Annotated in this window: 13 protein-coding genes; 5 read left to right on the top strand and 8 right to left on the bottom strand. The window is 62.3% G+C overall.

Going from position 1 to position 17,370, the window contains the following annotated elements; genetic code table 11:
• The first annotated feature begins 18 nt into the window (after positions 1-18).
• Both A6D6_RS04700 and A6D6_RS04705 read left to right on the top strand, forming a co-directional pair.
• Positions 19-837: an alpha/beta fold hydrolase gene (locus A6D6_RS04700; RefSeq protein WP_159660080.1), complete on the top strand. Its 819-nt coding sequence runs from the start codon at positions 19-21 to the stop codon at positions 835-837.
• A gap of 22 nt (positions 838-859) precedes the next feature.
• A complete protein-coding gene (locus tag A6D6_RS04705; protein WP_159660081.1) occupies positions 860-2,245 on the top strand; it encodes a class-II fumarase/aspartase family protein in 1,386 nt (461 codons plus the stop codon).
• Between the two features lie 139 nt (positions 2,246-2,384).
• On the opposite strand, the gene A6D6_RS04710 is transcribed toward A6D6_RS04705, so the two are convergent.
• Genes A6D6_RS04710 through A6D6_RS04720 form a run of 3 tightly spaced genes read right to left on the bottom strand, consistent with a single transcriptional unit; the run spans position 2,385 to position 3,955 of the window.
• Entirely contained in the window at positions 2,385-2,909 is a 525-nt protein-coding gene (locus A6D6_RS04710; protein ID WP_133491988.1) for an SRPBCC family protein, read from the bottom strand.
• Between the two features lie 39 nt (positions 2,910-2,948).
• On the bottom strand, positions 2,949-3,278 hold the full coding sequence (locus A6D6_RS04715) for an ArsR/SmtB family transcription factor (RefSeq protein WP_159660082.1): 330 nt from the start codon (positions 3,276-3,278) through the stop codon (positions 2,949-2,951).
• Positions 3,279-3,322: 44 nt separating this feature from the next.
• Entirely contained in the window at positions 3,323-3,955 is a 633-nt protein-coding gene (locus tag A6D6_RS04720) for a DUF2459 domain-containing protein (RefSeq protein WP_133491990.1), read from the bottom strand.
• 144 nt (positions 3,956-4,099) lie between these two features.
• Here A6D6_RS04720 and nhaD point away from each other — a divergent pair, with 144 nt between their 5' ends.
• Positions 4,100-5,581 (top strand): sodium:proton antiporter NhaD, encoded by a 1,482-nt coding sequence (gene nhaD / locus A6D6_RS04725; RefSeq protein ID WP_133491991.1) that lies wholly within the window; start codon positions 4,100-4,102, stop codon positions 5,579-5,581.
• Between the two features lie 87 nt (positions 5,582-5,668).
• Here nhaD and A6D6_RS04730 read toward each other — a convergent pair whose 3' ends face one another.
• The 3 genes from A6D6_RS04730 to A6D6_RS04740 form a co-directional block, all read right to left on the bottom strand.
• On the bottom strand, positions 5,669-6,988 hold the full coding sequence (locus A6D6_RS04730) for a PepSY-associated TM helix domain-containing protein (RefSeq protein WP_236563990.1): 1,320 nt from the start codon (positions 6,986-6,988) through the stop codon (positions 5,669-5,671).
• 58 nt (positions 6,989-7,046) lie between these two features.
• On the bottom strand, positions 7,047-9,236 hold the full coding sequence (locus A6D6_RS04735; RefSeq protein ID WP_159660083.1) for a TonB-dependent receptor: 2,190 nt from the start codon (positions 9,234-9,236) through the stop codon (positions 7,047-7,049).
• A 258-nt stretch (positions 9,237-9,494) separates the two neighbouring features.
• On the bottom strand, positions 9,495-10,757 hold the full coding sequence (locus tag A6D6_RS04740; protein WP_159660084.1) for a 6-phosphofructokinase: 1,263 nt from the start codon (positions 10,755-10,757) through the stop codon (positions 9,495-9,497).
• Between the two features lie 140 nt (positions 10,758-10,897).
• Here A6D6_RS04740 and A6D6_RS04745 point away from each other — a divergent pair, with 140 nt between their 5' ends.
• On the top strand, positions 10,898-11,416 hold the full coding sequence (locus A6D6_RS04745) for a hypothetical protein (protein WP_159660085.1): 519 nt from the start codon (positions 10,898-10,900) through the stop codon (positions 11,414-11,416).
• Between the two features lie 127 nt (positions 11,417-11,543).
• On the opposite strand, the gene A6D6_RS04750 is transcribed toward A6D6_RS04745, so the two are convergent.
• Complete coding sequence (locus A6D6_RS04750; RefSeq protein WP_159660086.1) at positions 11,544-12,449, bottom strand: response regulator transcription factor; 906 nt, start codon at positions 12,447-12,449, stop codon at positions 11,544-11,546.
• Positions 12,446-15,787 carry a hybrid sensor histidine kinase/response regulator gene (locus A6D6_RS04755; RefSeq protein ID WP_159660087.1) on the bottom strand — a complete coding sequence of 1,114 codons (3,342 nt, stop codon included), beginning with the start codon at positions 15,785-15,787 and terminating at the stop codon, positions 12,446-12,448. Before A6D6_RS04755 ends, A6D6_RS04750 begins: the two co-directional genes overlap by 4 nt.
• Positions 15,788-16,099: 312 nt before the next feature.
• Between A6D6_RS04755 and urtA the strand changes: the two genes are divergently transcribed.
• Positions 16,100-17,341: an urea ABC transporter substrate-binding protein gene (gene urtA, locus A6D6_RS04760; protein ID WP_133490251.1), complete on the top strand. Its 1,242-nt coding sequence runs from the start codon at positions 16,100-16,102 to the stop codon at positions 17,339-17,341.
• The last annotated feature ends 29 nt before the right edge of the window (positions 17,342-17,370 follow it).

Genomic DNA, 17,370 nt, shown 5'->3' on the forward strand with positions numbered 1-17,370 from the left:
CCCATAGCGAGAAGGATTATGAGCAAGTTGGAGTACGGTGAAAGGCGGACCAGTATGCGCCTGGAGCACGGTGTTCTCAGTTTTCTGCACGCCGGCCAGGGGATCCCGGTGGTGTTATTCCATGGCCTCAACGGCAACGCGGAAAGCTGGCGATATCAGTTGCATGACCTGGCCCACGGGATGGAAATGTGGGCCTGGGATGCCCCCGGTTATGGGGATTCCGACATCGCCGGGGAGACCCTGGACGACCTGGCCGGTGTCGCTATCGAATTCATCAAACGGATTTCGCCGGGGCCGGTGAATTTGCTGGGGCACTCCATGGGCGGGCTGGTGGCGATGCGTGTCGCCATGCTGGAACCCGATCGGGTGCGGCGGTTGGTGCTGTCCTGTACCCATCCGGGACACGGTCTGAGCGCCGCCGCCGCCACCGATGAACGCTACCAGCGCCGGTTACGGGAACTTCAGGAGCTGCCCGGTCCGGTCTACGGCGAGCGTCGCGCTCGCGGCATGTTACCGGCCGACACCGACCCGGCGGTGTTTCAGAAGGTGGCGCGGATCGCCGCCCGGTCCCGGCCGGAGGGCATGAGCCGGGCCGCCCTAGCGATTCAACGCGCCAGCCTGCAAGCGGAGTTGGACAGGATCCGGGCGCCATCGCTGGTGATAACCGGCGATCAGGACAGGGTGGCGCCGCTGAGCAAAGCCGAGCCTTTGCTGAACGGCATTGCCGATGTGCGCCATCTGGCTCTGGAAGGACTTGGCCATGCGCCCTACATGGAAGATCGCCGCCGTTACAACGCGGCGCTGATCGATTTTTTGCTACGGCGTGATACCGAATAAACCGCGATGAAGGGCTGAGAGTATGACCCAGGCGAATCAGGAAGAAGGCGAGAGCCCCGCGGCGCTGTTCGCCATGTCACGAAAAATTCAGGCGTGGCTGGACATCGAAGTGGCGCTGGCCCGCGGTCAGGCGGATCTGGGCATGATTCCGGCATCGGCCGCGGAGGAAATCGCGCGTAAAGGCCATCTGCATTGTATTGATCAGAGCCTGCTGCTGAAGGACATGGCGCGGACCAAAGCGCCGATCGTCTCTCTGGTGCGTTTCCTGTCCGCGGCCTGTGATGGCGATGCCGGAGATTATGTGCATTGGGGAGCCACCACGCAGAATGTCATGCAGGCCGGGGAAATATTGCTGATGCGCGAAGCGCATCGCCGCTTGCTCAGGCTCCTGGCCACCAGTCTGGATTCCCTGGCGGTGCTGGCCGATAACGGCGCCGCGCAAGCGATGGCCGGCCGTACCCAGCGCCGACACGCCTTGCCGATCACGTTCGGTTTCAAGGTGGCGACCTGGATCGATGAGCTGCTCCGGCACGAGGAGCGCCTGCGCGCCGCCGAGCCCAGAGTCTTCACCCTGGTGTTCGGTGGCGCGGTGGGAGCGATGCACTCGTTTGGTGAAGAAGGGGAGGCGCTTGGTCGGCGCCTCGCCGAACAACTGGGTCTGGGATGCTTCGAGGTGCCGAGCCGTTCTGTGAACGACCACATGGTGGAGTATGTGTTGCTGCTGGCATTGCTGGCGGCGACCTGTTCCAAGATTGCTCAGGAGCTGTTTGTCCTGATGTCCGAGGAATATGGGGAGGTTTACGAGGATCTGGGCGATCTGGTGGTGGGCAGCAGCACCATGCCGCAGAAGGTCAATCCCAAGATTTCCGTTGACGTCATCGCTGTCGCTGCTCAGTTGCGGGCCCAGGTCAGCCTGGCGCTGGAGGCGGTTCAGGTCAGCCATGAGGGCGACGCGGCTTCAAGCAAGATGTTGTACACCTCCCTGGAAACCGCCTGCCCCCTGGCGCTGGAAATGATGGCGTCGCTGGTGGAACTGCTGGACAAGCTTCGCATTGTCCCGGAAAAAATGCGGGAAAATCTGGCGCTGACGGGTGGCCTGATCAACAGTGAAAATCTGATGATGGAACTGGCGCGCCATGGCATGGGGCGCCAGCGGGCCCATGATCTGGTGCACGCGGCATCGCTCGAGTCCCTGCGTGATGGCCGTCCGTTGGACCAGGTTCTGGCGGAAGCGCCTGGTGTTGCCGGCGTGATTCAGGCGGAGCGGCTTGGCGCCGCTTTGCGGCCGGAACAGTATCTGGGCGATTGCGAGAAGCTGGCCCGGCAATTGGCCGGCCGGGCGCGCACCCAATCCAAGCGGATCCGCGCCCGAGTCAAAGGGCAGGAGGCGCCGGTCCGTGACCGCTGAATCCATGGCGGTGGCCAGTCTGCTGGCTTTGGGGGTATGAATTCGCGCTGTATTCGCTGCTGAAGCAGCTTCCCATCGGGGGATTACGACGCCGCTGTGGGAAGCTGGCTCGCCAGCGAATACGGTGTCCGCGCTGGAATCAATTCATCGATAATTGCTTCCGGTAACAGGCTTCCAACTCAGTGTGCAATGCCCAGAATGACGGCGGTGTGGTCTCGTTCAGTTCCGCCACCAGAATAGCCAGATGAGTATGCCAACCCGTCGCCACGCTGGTTTTTTCGCTGTCGCTCAGGCGCTGATGAGTCACTCGCAGACGCACCTGATCGTCCTCGGGGGTCAGCTCAAAGGTCACTTCCGAGCCGCCTTCTCCCCAGGTGAATGCCAGAAGGCGCGGGGCCTCACAGCGGGTAACGGTGCCTTTCAGCACCGCGCCCTCGGCGTCGGCGTGGCGTTCAGGGGCGATGTCGCCGGGTTCCGACAGGTCATTATGGTGAAACTCCAGGGTGACCGAGCCGCCGGTGAACAGCCCCATGGGGCCGGCGGCCAGCCAGCGGGCGCGTTTCCCGGATTCGGTCAGATAGGCCCAGATCCGTTCCACAGGACCGGGCAGCAGCCGTTCCAGTGTCAGGGTATCGGGCCGGGTCAGCTTGGCGTGATCGTCCATGGTGTTCTCCTTAAAGGCCGTTCTTGGTCGGGTTGAAGATCAATCACTCTGGCGCAGGGCTTGCTCCAGAGCGTCCAGCCGTTCATTCCAGAACGCCTGATAGTCGCGCAGCCAGTCCATGGCCCCCGCCATGGGCCCGGCGTTCAATCGGCAGACGTGGACGCGCCCTTGCCTTTCCCGGGTCAGCAATCCCGCCTGTTCCAGCGCCTTGATGTGCTTCGAGGCACCGGCCAGGCTCATCGAGAAGGGCGCCGCCAGCTCTCCCACCTTGCGCTCGCCATCCGCGAGCAGTGCCAGCATGGCGCGGCGGGTGGGGTCGGCCAGGGCCTGGAAAACGGCATCAAGGGTATCGGATTTATTGTTAACCATGTGGTTGAATTTAAGGGTGATCTTTTTTATTGTCAACCAAAAGGTTAATTATTTTCCCGGGAATGTTGGCCGCTAAGGGGCGTATCGCAGATTGCCGGCAGTGCCTTGAGCTGGCGCATCAGGCCGTCGGCGGTGAGGGCCCCGCGTATTGGCGCTCCGGCTTGCCGCAGCCGTTGCGAGCTCCAGCGATTGCAGGTGCGGCCGAGCCAGAAGGTGCCCTCGGCATGGAAGAACAGGCTGGCGCCATACAAACCGGGGCCCACCGTCCGCACTGTTCCGTCCGCGTTCCGTCGAAAGTCCGCCGCCAGTGCCCGGGTCAGTTGGTGCCAGTGATCCGATGATGGGCACAGCGCCGCCAGGTCCTTGTGCGGCAATTGTGACGGATGTCGCTCCAGGGCCACCACGTGCAGCACGCTGTCGGTGGGCCAGAACAGCGCTTTTAACAGACGCGGGGCACTGTTGTCGTGTTGATAGAAATCGGTGTCGCCCCAGCCGAACTCGTAATAACGGCTGTCTGGCAGATGGTCGCGCAGAAACCGCAGGTCAGGGACGAGTTTGTCGGCGGGTATCACCAGTCCGGTATGCCAACGGTGCCGTACCACCAGCAAAGGTTCTTCGTGGTCGGCGTGGGCCGGCACAGCGAGGATCAACACTGCAATCGCCAACAACCATTTCATCAGTTCATCCCCGTCCGGGGCCGTGGACGTGGTGGCGGGTTCCGTTACGGAACGTTCCCATATCAATACTGGAATGCGTCAATCCATGGTAGCATCGCCCCGCTTTGTTTCCGTGCGCGTATCTCTGATTCAGAAAGGCTTGTCATGTTGAGACCTCTGGACATCTCCCAATATCGATTTCTTCCCGGCGGAGCAGGCCGGATCCTGTTCGCCATCCTGGCTCTGCTGTTTGCTCCCGGTGCCCTGGCCGCTACTGGCGGCCTTGACCTGACCGGCTCGGTGGCCGGGTTCGTTGCCCTCACCATCTTCGTCCTCGCCTATGCCCTGGTGATGGCGGAGGAAAAGCTGCACATGCGCAAGTCCAAGCCGGTATTGGTGGCCGCCGGTATTATCTGGGCGTTGATCGGCTGGGTTTACGTCCAGTCCGGCATGCCCGATGAGGCCGAGCATGCGTTCCGCCACACCCTGCTCGAGTTCACCGAACTGATGCTGTTCCTGCTGGTGGCGATGACCTATATCAACGCCATGGACGAGCGCCGGGTGTTTGATGCGTTGCGTGCCTGGATGGTGCGCAAGGGCTTCAGCTACCGGCAGCTGTTCTGGATCACCGGCATCCTGGCCTTTCTGATCTCGCCGGTGGCCGACAACCTGACCACCGCGCTGTTGATGTGCGCGGTGGTGACCAAGGTGGCGGAAGGGGACAAACCTTTCATCAATGTGGCTTGTATCAATATTGTGGTGGCCGCCAACGCCGGTGGCGCCTTCAGTCCGTTCGGCGATATCACCACCCTGATGGTGTGGCAGGCGGGCCTGATTCACTTCACCGAATTCTTCGAGCTGTTGATCCCGTCGCTGATCAACTATCTGATCCCGGCGGTGGTGATGAGCCTGTTCATCAAAAGCCACAAGCCTGGCGGCGTGAAGGAAGAGGTCGAGCTCAAGCGCGGCGCCCGCCGTATCATCGCCCTGTTCCTGCTCACCGTGGCCACCGCGGTGGCTTGTCACTCCGTGCTGCATCTGCCGCCGGTGCTGGGGATGATGACCGGTCTGGGGTATCTGCAGTTCTTCGGTTATTTCTTGCGCCGGACCCTGCCGCGTTCCCTGGAGAAAAAACGCCGCCATTACTTGCGCCGGGGTGACGAGAAGCGCCTGTCGCAGCTGGGCAGCATCGTGCCATTCGATGTGTTCAACCGGGTGGCGCGGGCCGAGTGGGACACCCTGCTGTTCTTCTACGGCGTGGTGATGTGCGTGGGCGGCCTGGGTTTCATGGGCTACCTGGGCATGTTGTCCGAAGCACTTTACACCGGCTGGAACGCGACCTGGGCCAATATTGCCCTGGGTATCATTTCCGCGGTGGTGGATAACATTCCGGTGATGTTCGCGGTGCTGACCATGGAACCGGAAATGTCCCATGGCCACTGGCTGCTGATCACTCTCACCGCCGGCGTCGGTGGCAGCCTGCTGTCCATCGGTTCCGCCGCCGGGGTGGCGCTGATGGGGCAGGCGCGTGGCCTTTATACTTTCATGGGGCACCTGAAGTGGAGCCCGGTGATTGCTCTGGGCTACGCCGCCAGCGTGGTTGCCCACCTGTGGATCAATGCGGAAAGCTTCACCGTTTTCAATTAATTGAAGTCCTTCTCGCCGGAATCGCGGCCCTTGTTCCAGACCAAGGGCCGCTCTTCGGGGGATTCCCACAGCGGCTGCCCGGCATGGTCAGCGCCGCTTCACCATCGCCCATCCGATCATCACCACCGGCACCGCCAATCCCACCCACGACACCACGTCCAGGACACCGTCTCCCAGCAGCGCCGCGATCAGGCCGATCAGGCTGGTGAGGGCGATCATTGCTGGCACCGCGAAGATGCGCGCCGGCGTATTATGGCGCCGCTTGGGTGACAGCCGGCTCATGAGGCGCCTCCCGTAGGGGGTGCTTGTGTCTGGCGGTGCGCGGCGCCAGCGACGGGGGAGCGGGTAAAGGCCGCTGATTAGCACGACGATGGTGATCACGTCGAGCAGCGACCAGAGGATTTTCAGCGGCAAACCGCCATAGTCACCGAAATGCAGCGGTCCGGACAGCGCCAGGGTCTTGTTGTACCAGGGCATCTCACGCATGGCCGCGAACGCTCCGGTGCGGGCGTCCACCAGCGCTGGCGTGACGATGTGAGAAGTCAGCGCTGTGTTGCCGTGCAGAAACACCGCGTAATGGTAATCCGTGGACCAGTCGCCGCCGGGGAAGGCCACGAACTGCAAGGTCATATCCGCAGCCGCCTGCCGAGCCTGGGCCACCGCGTCGTCCAGCGATGCCATTTGTTCCGGCGTGGGTACGGCGGCGCCCTGGTAGCCGGCGGTGAGGTCGGCCAGGGACTGATTCTTCCAGGTTTCCAGGATCGGATTGGCGAGTGTGTTGACCACACCGGTGAGGCCCACCACGGTGAGCCAGGCCACGGTGACGATACCGAGCAGATTGTGATAGTCCAGCCATTTGAGCCGTTTTGAGCGCTTGGTCCGCAGCGTGCCGAAGTCCAGCTTGCGCATGAACGGAGCGTAGAGCACCACGCCAGAAACGATGGCGAGCACCAGCAGCAAGCCCATGGCGCCGAGGAACAGCATGCCGGGCAGGCCGAGGAACATATCGGTGTGCAACTGCAGAATGAAGTCCATGACGCCGCCTTCGTGCCCCGGTACCAACTCGCCGCTGGTGCGATCGAAGGAAGCGAAGTGCATGTCGCCGGCGGCGGCGTCCGGGGTCGGGCCGGTGGTGACATTGACCACCGGCCGGTCGATGTCGAAGCTCATGAACAGGGGCACTTCGTCTGGCCGCTGGGCCAGCGCCGCGTCCAGCATCCGGTCCAGGGACAGCATCGGTCCCTCGGGATGGGCCGGTTGCCAGTCATCACTGTCCGTCAGGGCGTCGATTTCATCATGAAAAATCAACGGCAGGCCGGTGAGGCACAGCATCAGCATGAAGGCGGTGCAAATCAGGCTGGTCCACTTGTGGATGGCGGACCAGAGCGTCAGGGTTTTCTTTTTCATAACGGGGAACTGCCTGGGCGCCCCGCAGCGGGGCACCTGGGTGTCGGGTCAGGGGAGCTTAATAGTTCAAGGTTGCTGACACCAGGACGGTGCGAGGCGCTCCGATGGTCAGATAGCCGGCACCTGGAAAACCGCCAGCGGAAGCCCAATAGTCCTCGCCGGTGACGTTCTCCACCCGTCCGCGCAGGGTCAGGAACATGGAATCATTGAGAGCGATCAGGTAACGGGCGCCCAGATCCAGCCGGGTCCAGGCATCCACTTTCTGGGTGTTGGCTTCGTCCGCGTACTGCGAGCTGGTGTAGATCACCCGGCCATCCAACGCCAGATCCGGTAGCTGAGGCACCCGATATTCCAGGTTCAGGTTGGCCTGGGTTTCCGGTGAGCCAATGGCGTCGTTCCCGTCCACATCCGCGTCCAGGAAGCTGACGCCACCGAGCACGGTGAGGTCACGGGTGAGGTTGCCGTAGGCCATCAATTCAACGCCGGTGTTTTCCTGGTGGCCGACGATCTTGTAAACATCATCGGAATTCAAGCCTGCTATGGGGGTACGGCTACGGAAAACCGTGAGGCTGCCTCCCAGCTGTCCTCGGTCAAACTTAACGCCCACTTCACTCTGTTTAGTCTCGAACGGTTCCAGAGCTTCGCCTGCGTTGATTACGGGATCTCCATTGGAAGTCTGGGCGGGTGCTCTCTTACCTTTGGTCAGTCCTTCTATGTAGCTTGCATACAGCGACACGGATGGTGTGAGCTTATACAACAGGCCCGCTGATGGGGTAAACGCATTGTCATCGTAGCTGGCGGCACCGAGGCGATCACCGGAGTCGTAGTCGTAGCTATAGTCCTTCAGTGTTTGATAACGTCCGCCGAGGGTCACCAACAGGCGGTCGTTCAGCATGGATAGCTGGTCGGAGATGGCGATACTTTGGAAACGGGTCTTGATGGTGCGGCCAGGGCTGTCGAGATTACCGCCACTGTACGCGTTAGCAAGGGGGCGCGGGACATCTTCAGGAGAGTATAGATTGCCGGTGACGCTGGCCGATGACATGGCGTAGGCGTTATCCGCTTCCAGTTCATAAGTGGAGCCCGAAACGCTGACGGCATGCTTGATCGGCCCGGTATCGAAAGTGAAGCGCACTCCAGTTTCACCTGTGATCACACTGTCTTCCCGAGCCGTATCGAAGCGGCTGGCGGTGTAGTTGCCGCTGGCATCGTCGACGGTTGGATTGGCGAATATGGAATCTTCTTTACTTTCCCGAGCCCCAAACGCCGCCCAGCCGGTAATGTTATCGGTGAAGTCATACTCCGCGCGCAAGGTGCCGAACAGATCATTGGAATCCGAGTAAGTCCAGGACTGGCCGAGGGATTCGTCGGCGTCCGGGGCATCCAGAATCGGTACACCAGGGGCGAAGGTGATATTCGGTTGCCCACCGTCGATACGGTGCTTCTGGAAACCCAGGTCGGCGGAGACGCGCAGGGCGTCACCGCGATAATCCAGGCCGATGTGGGCCATGGACAGCTCCGATTCCTCACCATCCACGGCGGTGTCGCCGTCGCGGCGGGCGGCGTTCACGCGAATACCGAAGCGGCCGTCGTCGGAGCGGTTGGCGACGTCGGCGGCGATCATGGCCTGGCCACCGCTCTGGGCGCCCAGAGTGAGCTGGTTGATCGGTTCGTTGGGCGCGCGTTTGGGCAGCACGTTGACACCGCCGCCGAGACCGCTGCCACCGGGGGCGGCGCCTTTCAGGAAGGTGTTGGCGCCCCGGAACACCTGCACCCGCTCGACGAATTCCGAGGCCAGATATTGTCGCGGCAGCAACCCGTACAGGCCGTTGTAGGTCATGTCATCGGAATACACCGGCAGGCCGCGCACCATATACAGCTGCTGGTAGTTGCCGAAGCCCCGGGCCACCCGCACCGCCGGATCATTGAGCAGTATCTCGCCGACACTGGCGGCCTGCTGGTCCTCGATCAACTGCTCGGTGTAGCTGGTGAAGCTGTATGGGGTCTCCATAACCGACTGGTTGCCGAGAATGCCGACGGAGCCGCCTTCCGCCACCTGGCCGCCGGCATAGGCTTTGCTCAGGCCACCGGCGGAGGCGTCGGCGCTGGATTGCACCTCCACCGGCGCCAGCTGATACGGCTCGGTGTCATCTTCTTCCCCGGAGGTTTGCGCCTGTGCGGTGGGGAAGGCGCCGATGGCAAGCAGGGATAATGAGAGAGAGGAAAGCCGCAAAGTGATTGGTCGCATGGTGATCCCCGTTATGGTTGGTTACCCGGGTGGGCAGGGGAATTGTAGCAATAATGAGAATGGTTTGCTTTGGTGGCGAGCCGGTCACCAACAATATCGCCGTTGCTGGAGCACGGGTGTCCCGTAATTCGCTGGCAAGCCAGCTTCCCACAGAGGAACCACGAAGCCGCTGTGGGAGCTGCCTTGGCGGCGAATATTGTGTGAATTCAGGTCAAGCGAGCCAAAGCGGTCCGTGGACCACGATCTCTTTGAGACGGCTTATACCTCGAACTTGTCGTTCAGCTTTTTCGGCACCGCGGCCAGTTTCAGCTTGGCGAACTGCGGCAGGCCGTTTTTGTAGGGCGGGTAGGACTCGCCTTCGATCAGTGGCGCCAGATAGTCGCGGGCGGAGGGCGTAATGCCGAAGCCGTCCTTGGTGATGAATTTACGCGGCATTTTCTTTTCCACGTTGGCCACTTTCTTCAGCGGCGCCTCACCGATGGTCCAGCCGTACTTCTTGGTTTTCTTGCGCTCGATGGTGGGCATCACGGCGTTTTTGCCGGCCACGGCGAATTCCACCGCGGCGCGGCCCACCGCGTAGGCCTGCTCCACATCGGTGGCGGAGGCGATATGACGCGCCGCCCGTTGCAGATAGTCACTGACCGCCCAGTGGTATTTGTAGCCCAGCTCGTTCTTCACCAGCTGAGCCAGCACCGGCGCCACGCCGCCCAGTTGTTTGTGGCCGAAAGCATCGGTGGTGCCGGCGTCCGCCAGGAAGGTGCCGTCAGCGGTGCGTGCCCCTTCGGAGACGACGATGACGCAGTAACCTACCTTCTTTACCGTCTCGTCCACTTTCTTCAGGAATGCCTGCTGGTCGAAGGCGATTTCCGGGAACAGGATCAGATGCGGCGCATCTTCGTTCTGTTCCTTGGCGAGACCGGCGGCGGCGGCGATCCAGCCGGCGTGGCGGCCCATCACTTCCATCACGAACACCTTGGTGGAAGTGGCGCACATGCTGGCCACGTCCAGAGCTGCTTCGCGGCAGCTCACCGCGGTGTATTTGGCGACGGAGCCGAAGCCCGGGCAGACGTCGGTGATCGGCAGGTCGTTGTCCACGGTTTTCGGTACGTGAATCGCCTGGATCGGATACCCCATGGTCTTGGACAACTGGGAAATCTTCAGACAGGTATCGGCGGAGTCACCGCCGCCGTTGTAGAAGAAGTAGCCGATGTCGTGGGCCTTGAACACCTCGATCAGACGCTCGTATTCGCGCTGGGAGGTTTTCAGGTCCTTCAGCTTGTAGCGGCAGGAGCCGAAGGCGCCACCGGGGGTGTGCTTGAGCGCGGCGATGGCGCTTTTGCTTTCCTTGCTGGTGTCGATCAGATCCTCGGTGAGCGCACCGATGATGCCGTTACGACCGGCATAGACCTTGCCGATCACACCCTTGTGGGCGCGGGCGGTTTCGATCACTCCCGCCGCGGAGGCGTTGATCACGGCGGTAACTCCGCCGGACTGTGCGTAAAAGGCGTTTCTGGACCCCATTGCAAACTCCCTGAGCTGGCCGCGCCGGCGCGGCGGCCTACCGTTGAAATCGCGCGCATTCTAGCGGAAAACACACCGGCCTGTCCCCCGGGATGGTGTCGGGCTGCCGGCTCTGGAACAATAGCGCTCCGGGAGGAGATATGAACGCTTTGATTCGTCTGTTCTGGCGCCTGAGTCTGTTTCGCAAGGGGCCGGAGGATATGCCCTATACACCGCCGCTGCTGGTGATTCTGCTGGTGGCCTGGCTGATCATGCAGGGGCTCAGCGCCAATCTGCAGACCAGCCTGCCCGCTGGCCAACTGATCGCCGTGCAGTGGATTTCGTTGTCGCTGGTCACCGCCGTGACCACCGCCGCGCTGGCTTTCAAGGGGTTGCTGGCGCGCTGGGTGCAGACCATGATCGCGTTGTTGGGGCTGGATCTGTTGCTATCCCTGGTGGCGCTGCCGTTACTGATCGCCAACATGGCCGCGTCGCAGCCGATCCCGATCATCGACGGCCTCTATTTCATGCTGGTGAGCTGGCAACTGGCGGTGCAGAGCTTTATCTACCACCGTTCCCTGGATGTCAGCCCGCTGCTGGGCCTGGCGCTGGCGTTCTCCCTGCTGATTCTCACCTATATGACGCTGGCGGCGTTCATGCCGGAGGTGCTGAACCGCTGACGCGGCTGCGCCGCCCGCGGAGAAAGCCACGGAGCCGCCGTGGGAAGCTTGCTTGCAAGCGAATGTTTTGGTTCGGGCCCAGTATTCGCTTGCAAGCAAGCTTCCCACAGTGGCCTTGTAGTCACCTCTATACCCCGAGACACCCCAGCGCCATGGCCGCCGCCGAGGTGCGGTTTTCCACTCCCAGTTTGCGGAACACCTGCTCCAGGTGCTTGTTCACGGTACGCGGACTCAGAGTCAGAATCTGGCCGATTTCCCGGTTGGTCTTGCCCTGGGCGATCCACAGCAGCACCTGAGCTTCCCGGGGCGTCAGCCGCAACTGGGCGCGCAAACGCTCCGCGCCTTCCTCCTCGTCGTGCTGATGAATACGGAACAGAAATTCGCCGGCGGTGACCTCGCCGAGAAAACGCAGGCGAAAGGTGGCGCCACCGTCGCTGACGGTGTGCAGATCCGACGGTTGCGGCGCCCGGCCGAGCCAGTCCACGATGTGCCGCGCCAGCAGCGCCAGCCAGGTGTCGCGACCGCCGGCGCCATCGTCAAGCAACTGCTCCGCCTGCGGTGTTGCCCATTGCCAGCGGCCGTCGCGGTCGGTGGAGAAGGCGGCCTGGGCGAAGCGGTCCAGGGCGCTGCGGGCGCTTTGGGTCTGGCGGGCATTGGTCAGGTGCACACGAATGCGGGCGATCAACTCCGAGGGACGCACCGGCTTGGTGACGTAGTCCACGCCACCGGCTTCCAACCCGCGCACCACATCCTCGGCGTCGCTGAGGCCGGTCATGAAGATCACCGGAATCAATGCCAGCGCTGGCTGGCTTTTCAATCGCCGGCAGGTCTCGAAGCCGTCCATATGCGGCATCATCGCATCCAGCAGAATCAGATCCGGCACCATCTTTTCAGCAATATTGAGTGCCTGCTGACCGTCCAGCGCGAGCAGGGCGGTCAAATCCGCCTGTTCCAGGGCTTGATGAATCATGCCCAGGGAGTCCGGGGAATCGTCCACCACCAGGATCAGGTCCTTGCGATCGGGTTGTCTCATGGCGCGCGCTCCAGCACTTGGATCACCTGATGGAAGTCGAAGCGGCGCAGGGAAGCGGTCAACGTCTCGGCCAGCGGCGCCGGCAGATGCCGGTCCCGGCGGGCGCGTTCCAGGCGTTCCTGCAGCCCCCGCAAATGGCCAATTTCCGCCAGCGCCACCAACTCGTCACGCAATGCCTTGTCCAGCGGCGGCGTGGGGACATCCCCGGTTGGTGACGGCGGTGGGCGGTGCTCCCAATCCAGGCGGAGGTGGCGGGCCAGGGTTTCCAGCAGCGCGCTCAGTTTGAACGGTTTCACCAGATAATCGTCGTGGGGGCCGTCACTGAAGGCGTTGGCATGGGCGGCTTCGCGGGCGTTGGCGGACAGCATCACGATCGGCGCCGGGCAGCCGGCCTGGCGCAGGGCCTGGGTGGTTTGCCAGCCGTTCAGGCCGGGCATGGCCACGTCCATCAGAATCAGATCCGGAAGGCTCTGGGCCTGCATCGCCAGGGCGGTGCGGCCGTCCGGGGCCTCCAGCACCTGAAAACCCAATGGGGTGAGCAGATCACTGATCAGACCACGGTGGGACGGGTCGTCGTCCACCACCAGCAGGGTGCGGCGCGGGCCCCGGTAACCGTGCACCGGGCGGGTCGGTTCGCGGTCCTGATCGCGGTTGTGCGCCAGGCTGGAAAGCATCACCGAGAGCCGGAACTCGCTGCCTTGTCCCGCGATGCTGTTGACCTGGATGTCGCCGCCCATGATATCGGCCAGCAGCTTGGTGATGGTCAGGCCCAGACCGGTGCCGTGAACCACCGGCATGCCCGGTTTGCGTACCCGCTCGAACGGCCGGAAGATGCGCGCCTGGTCCTCCTCGGCGATACCGACACCAGTGTCGCGCACGATGAACTCCGCCACCTGGGAACGATAGCGGAAGTGCAGAGTGACCTGGCCCCGGTCGGTGAATTTGATGGCGTTGGATAACAGATTGATCAGAATCTGGCGTAAGCGCTTCTCGTCGGTGGCCACCCATTCCGGGATGCGCCCTTGCGGCTTGAACTCGAAGCCGATGCCCTTGTCCTCCGCCTGCAGCCGGAACATGGTCACCAGCTCGTCGATCAGCGCCGGTACCCGCACCCGGTTACGGTACAGCTCCAGTCTGCCGGCCTCGATCTTGGAGATCTCCAGCAACCCTTCGATCAGGTCGGAGAGATGGCCAGTACTGCGACGGATGGCGGCAACGGCGTCCCGGCGGTTGTCTGGAATGGCGGGATCGTGCTCCAGCAATTGGGCATAACCGTAGGCGGCGTTCAACGGGGAACGAAGCTCGTGGCTGAGACCGGTGAGATAGCGGCTCTTGGCCTGATTGGCGGCCTCCGCCAGCTCCTTGGCTTTCTGCAGTTCGCGATCGGTTTTTTCGTGGGCCCTGATCTCCGCCATCAGGGCGCGGGTTTGTTTCTGGGTTTCTTCCTCTGCTACCCGGCGGCTTTCGTGGGCGAGCACGAACAGCCACGCCACCACGCCGCTCATGATCACCAGAATCACGAACAGCTTGGCCAGGGTCGCGGCCAGCACCGCCCGTGCCGGCGGTTCGCCGGCGGCGGCCTGGTAATAAACCAGTGTCAGAAAGGCGGCCAGCAGTGACGTCACCACCAGTAGCAGGCCGAGAAAATGCCCTATGCGGGTGCGCAGGTGGTTGAGGGCACGATCCGGCAGGATGCCCGCGAGCCAGCCCATCAGTTGCTGCTGGAAGCGGGCATCCTGCTTGCAACTGTCGTGGCAGCGGGCGTCCAGCGAACAGCACAGCGAACAGATCGGCCCGTTGTAGGCGGGGCAGAATGCCATGTCTTCCTGGTCGAAGGCATGTTCGCAGATACAACAGGGTTTGCCCTCCACCGACTCCGGCCATGACGGTGGCCGGGCGATGTAGTAGCGCCCTCCGGTGGCCACGGCGATCAGCGGCGCGGACAGGAAGGCGGTGAACAGGGTGATGAACGAGGCCAGTGCCTCGCAGGTGGCGCCCAGCGCGCCGGCCTTGCAGGCCAGGCCCACCAGGGTGGCCAGCAGCATGGCACCGCAGCCCACCGGATTGAGGTCATACAGATAGGCGCGTTTGAACTCGATGTGTTTGGGACTCAAACCGAGCGGTTTGTTGATCACCAGGTCCGCCACCAGGGCGCCGATCCAGGCCACCGCCACCATGGCGTAGCTGCTCAGAATTGACTCGAACGCCCGATAAATGCCGATCTCCATCAGCAGCAGCGCGATCATCACGTTGAACACCAGCCACACCACCCGGCCGGGGTGGCTGTGGGTCAGGCGTGAAAAAAAATTGGACCAGGCGATGGAGCCGGCGTAGGCATTGGTGACGTTGATCTTCAGCTGCGACAACACCACGAAAATACCGGCCAGCGCCAGCAGGGCGGCCGGGTGGCTGGTGACGTGAGAAAACGCCATCAGGTACATGTGCATCGGCTCCTGGGCCTGGCTTTGCGGCAGACCGTGGTGCATCGCCAATACCACCAGAAAGGAGCCGGCCAGTGCCTTGAGGGCGCCGACCACGATCCAGCCGGGGCCGCCGGCAAGCATGGCCGCCCACCAGCGAACCCGGGTGGCGGGGGTCTTCTCCGGCATGAAACGAAGAAAATCCACTTGCTCACCGATCTGCGCCACCAGCGAGAACAACACCGTGGAGGCGGCGCCGAACAGTAGCAGATCGAAACCGCCGTGACTGGTGCTGCCTCCGGGGAACTGGAACCAGCGGTCCAGGGACTGCGGGTCCTGCCAGAGAATGAACACGAACGGCAGTAAGTGCAGGATAACCCAGAATGGCTGGGTCCAGGCCTGGAACCGGGTGAGATAGGTGATGCCATGGGTCACCAGTGGAATCACCACCACGGAGCTGATTACGTAGCCCAACGTCAGCGGCAGGCCGAACAGGACTTCCAGGGCCATCGCCATGATCGCCGATTCCAGAGCGAAGAAGATGAAGGTGAAGGACGCGTAGATCAGCGACGCGATGGTCGAACCCAGGTAGCCGAAACCAGCGCCGCGGGTGAGAAGATCAATGTCGACACCGTCGCGGGCGGCGTAGTAGCTGACCGGGACGCCGAGCAGGAAGATAGTGACGCTGAATACGGCGATGGCCCAGGCCGCGTTGGTGAAACCATGGTTAAGGGTAATGGCGGCGCCGATCGCCTCCAGGGCGAGAAACGAGATCGCGCCCAGGGCGGTCAGCGCCACCCGCCCCGGTGACCAGCGCCGGGCGGACTTGGCGGTGAACCGCAGGGCGTAGTCCTCCAGAGTCTGATTGGCGACCCATTGGTTGTAGTTACGTCGGACCGGAAAGATTCGTTGCTGCATGTCAGCGTCGTTCACCCACCCGAATGGAAGTGGTGCGCGGTCCCTGGGCACCGTGCACAGCGTCAAAGTCTCTTCGACTAAAGGTTCTGCAAATAGAAAGAAGCAGGATTCGTGCCCAATCTTTGGTCACGGGCTGTCTTTATTTCCCGGGCCCGACGGTACCCCCCGGGTGGCGGGCCGCCTATGGGGAAAATGACGTATAGGCCTGACCCAATCACCGAATGGGCCGCCCGCCGGCCCTTTCCCATACTCGTTGCCAATGACCGCCGGTCCTGGAGCCGGTCGGTCCGAACCGCTGACGAGGGGAAGACCATGACGAGAGCAAAGGTAACGGCGCCGGGTTTGAAACGGCGATTGGGGTGGGCCGGTCTGCTGGCCTGGGCCGCGTTGGGGTTGCCCGGGGTAAGCGGGGCCGATGAGGTCAACAGCACCGGCCTGGCGGTGACCGACGATACCGTCAAGGTGGGGATCCTGCATTCCATCACCGGCACCATGGCGATCAGTGAAACCGGCTCGGTGCAGGCGGAAAAACTGGCTATCGAACAGATCAACGCCCAAGGCGGGGTGCTGGGTCGCAAGATCGAGTACATCCAGGAGGACGGCGCCAGTGACTGGCCCACCTTCGCCGAGAAAGCCCGCAAGCTGCTGGTCAATGACAAGGTGGCGACGGTGTTCGGCTGCTGGACATCGGCGTCCCGCAAGGCGGTTCTGCCGGTGTTCGAGCAGTACAACGGCATGCTTTATTACCCGACCTTCTATGAAGGATTGGAACAATCACCGAACGTGATCTACACCGGCCAGGAAGCGACGCAACAGATCCTCGCCAGTATCGACTGGGTGGTGAAGGAGAAAGGCGCCAAGACCTTCTACCTGCTCGGCTCCGACTACATCTGGCCGCGCACCTCCAACAAGATCGCTCGCAAGCACATCGAGAAGAAAGGTCTGAAAGTGGTGGGTGAGGAGTACTACCCGCTGGGCCACACTCAGTTCAACTCGGTGATCAACAAGATCAAGCTGCGCAAGCCGGACGTTATCTTTGCTTCCGTGGTGGGGGGCTCCAACGTGGCATTCTATAAGCAGCTCAAGGCCGCCGGCATCGATCTGACCAAGGAAAAGCCGCTGCTGCTGACCATCTCCGTCACCGAGGATGAAATCCTCGGCATCGGCGGCGAGAACGTGGAAGGCGCCTACGCTTCCATGAAGTACTTCCAGAGCCTGAATAACCCCAACAACGAAGCGTTCGTGAAAGCGTTCAAGGAGCGTTGGGGTGATGACATCGTGATCGGCGATGTGACCCAGGCGGCTTATCTCGGTCCCTGGCTGTGGAAGGCGGCGGTGGAGGAAGCCGGCTCTTTCGACGTCGACAAGATCCGTGAAGTGTTCCCGGGCATTGAACTGAAAACGGCACCGGAAGGCTATGTCCGCATCCATGAGAATCACCACCTGTGGTCCAAGGCACGCATTGGCCAGGCGCAAAAAGACGGCCAGTACAAAGTGGTGTACGAGACCGAGGATCTGATGGAGCCGGATCCGTTCCCCGAAGGTTACAAGTAACCAGACCGCCGGCACCCGTGAGGGTGCCG

The organism is Alcanivorax xiamenensis, from assembly GCF_009846745.1.
Classification (GTDB): Bacteria; Pseudomonadota; Gammaproteobacteria; order Pseudomonadales; family Alcanivoracaceae; genus Alloalcanivorax; species Alloalcanivorax xiamenensis.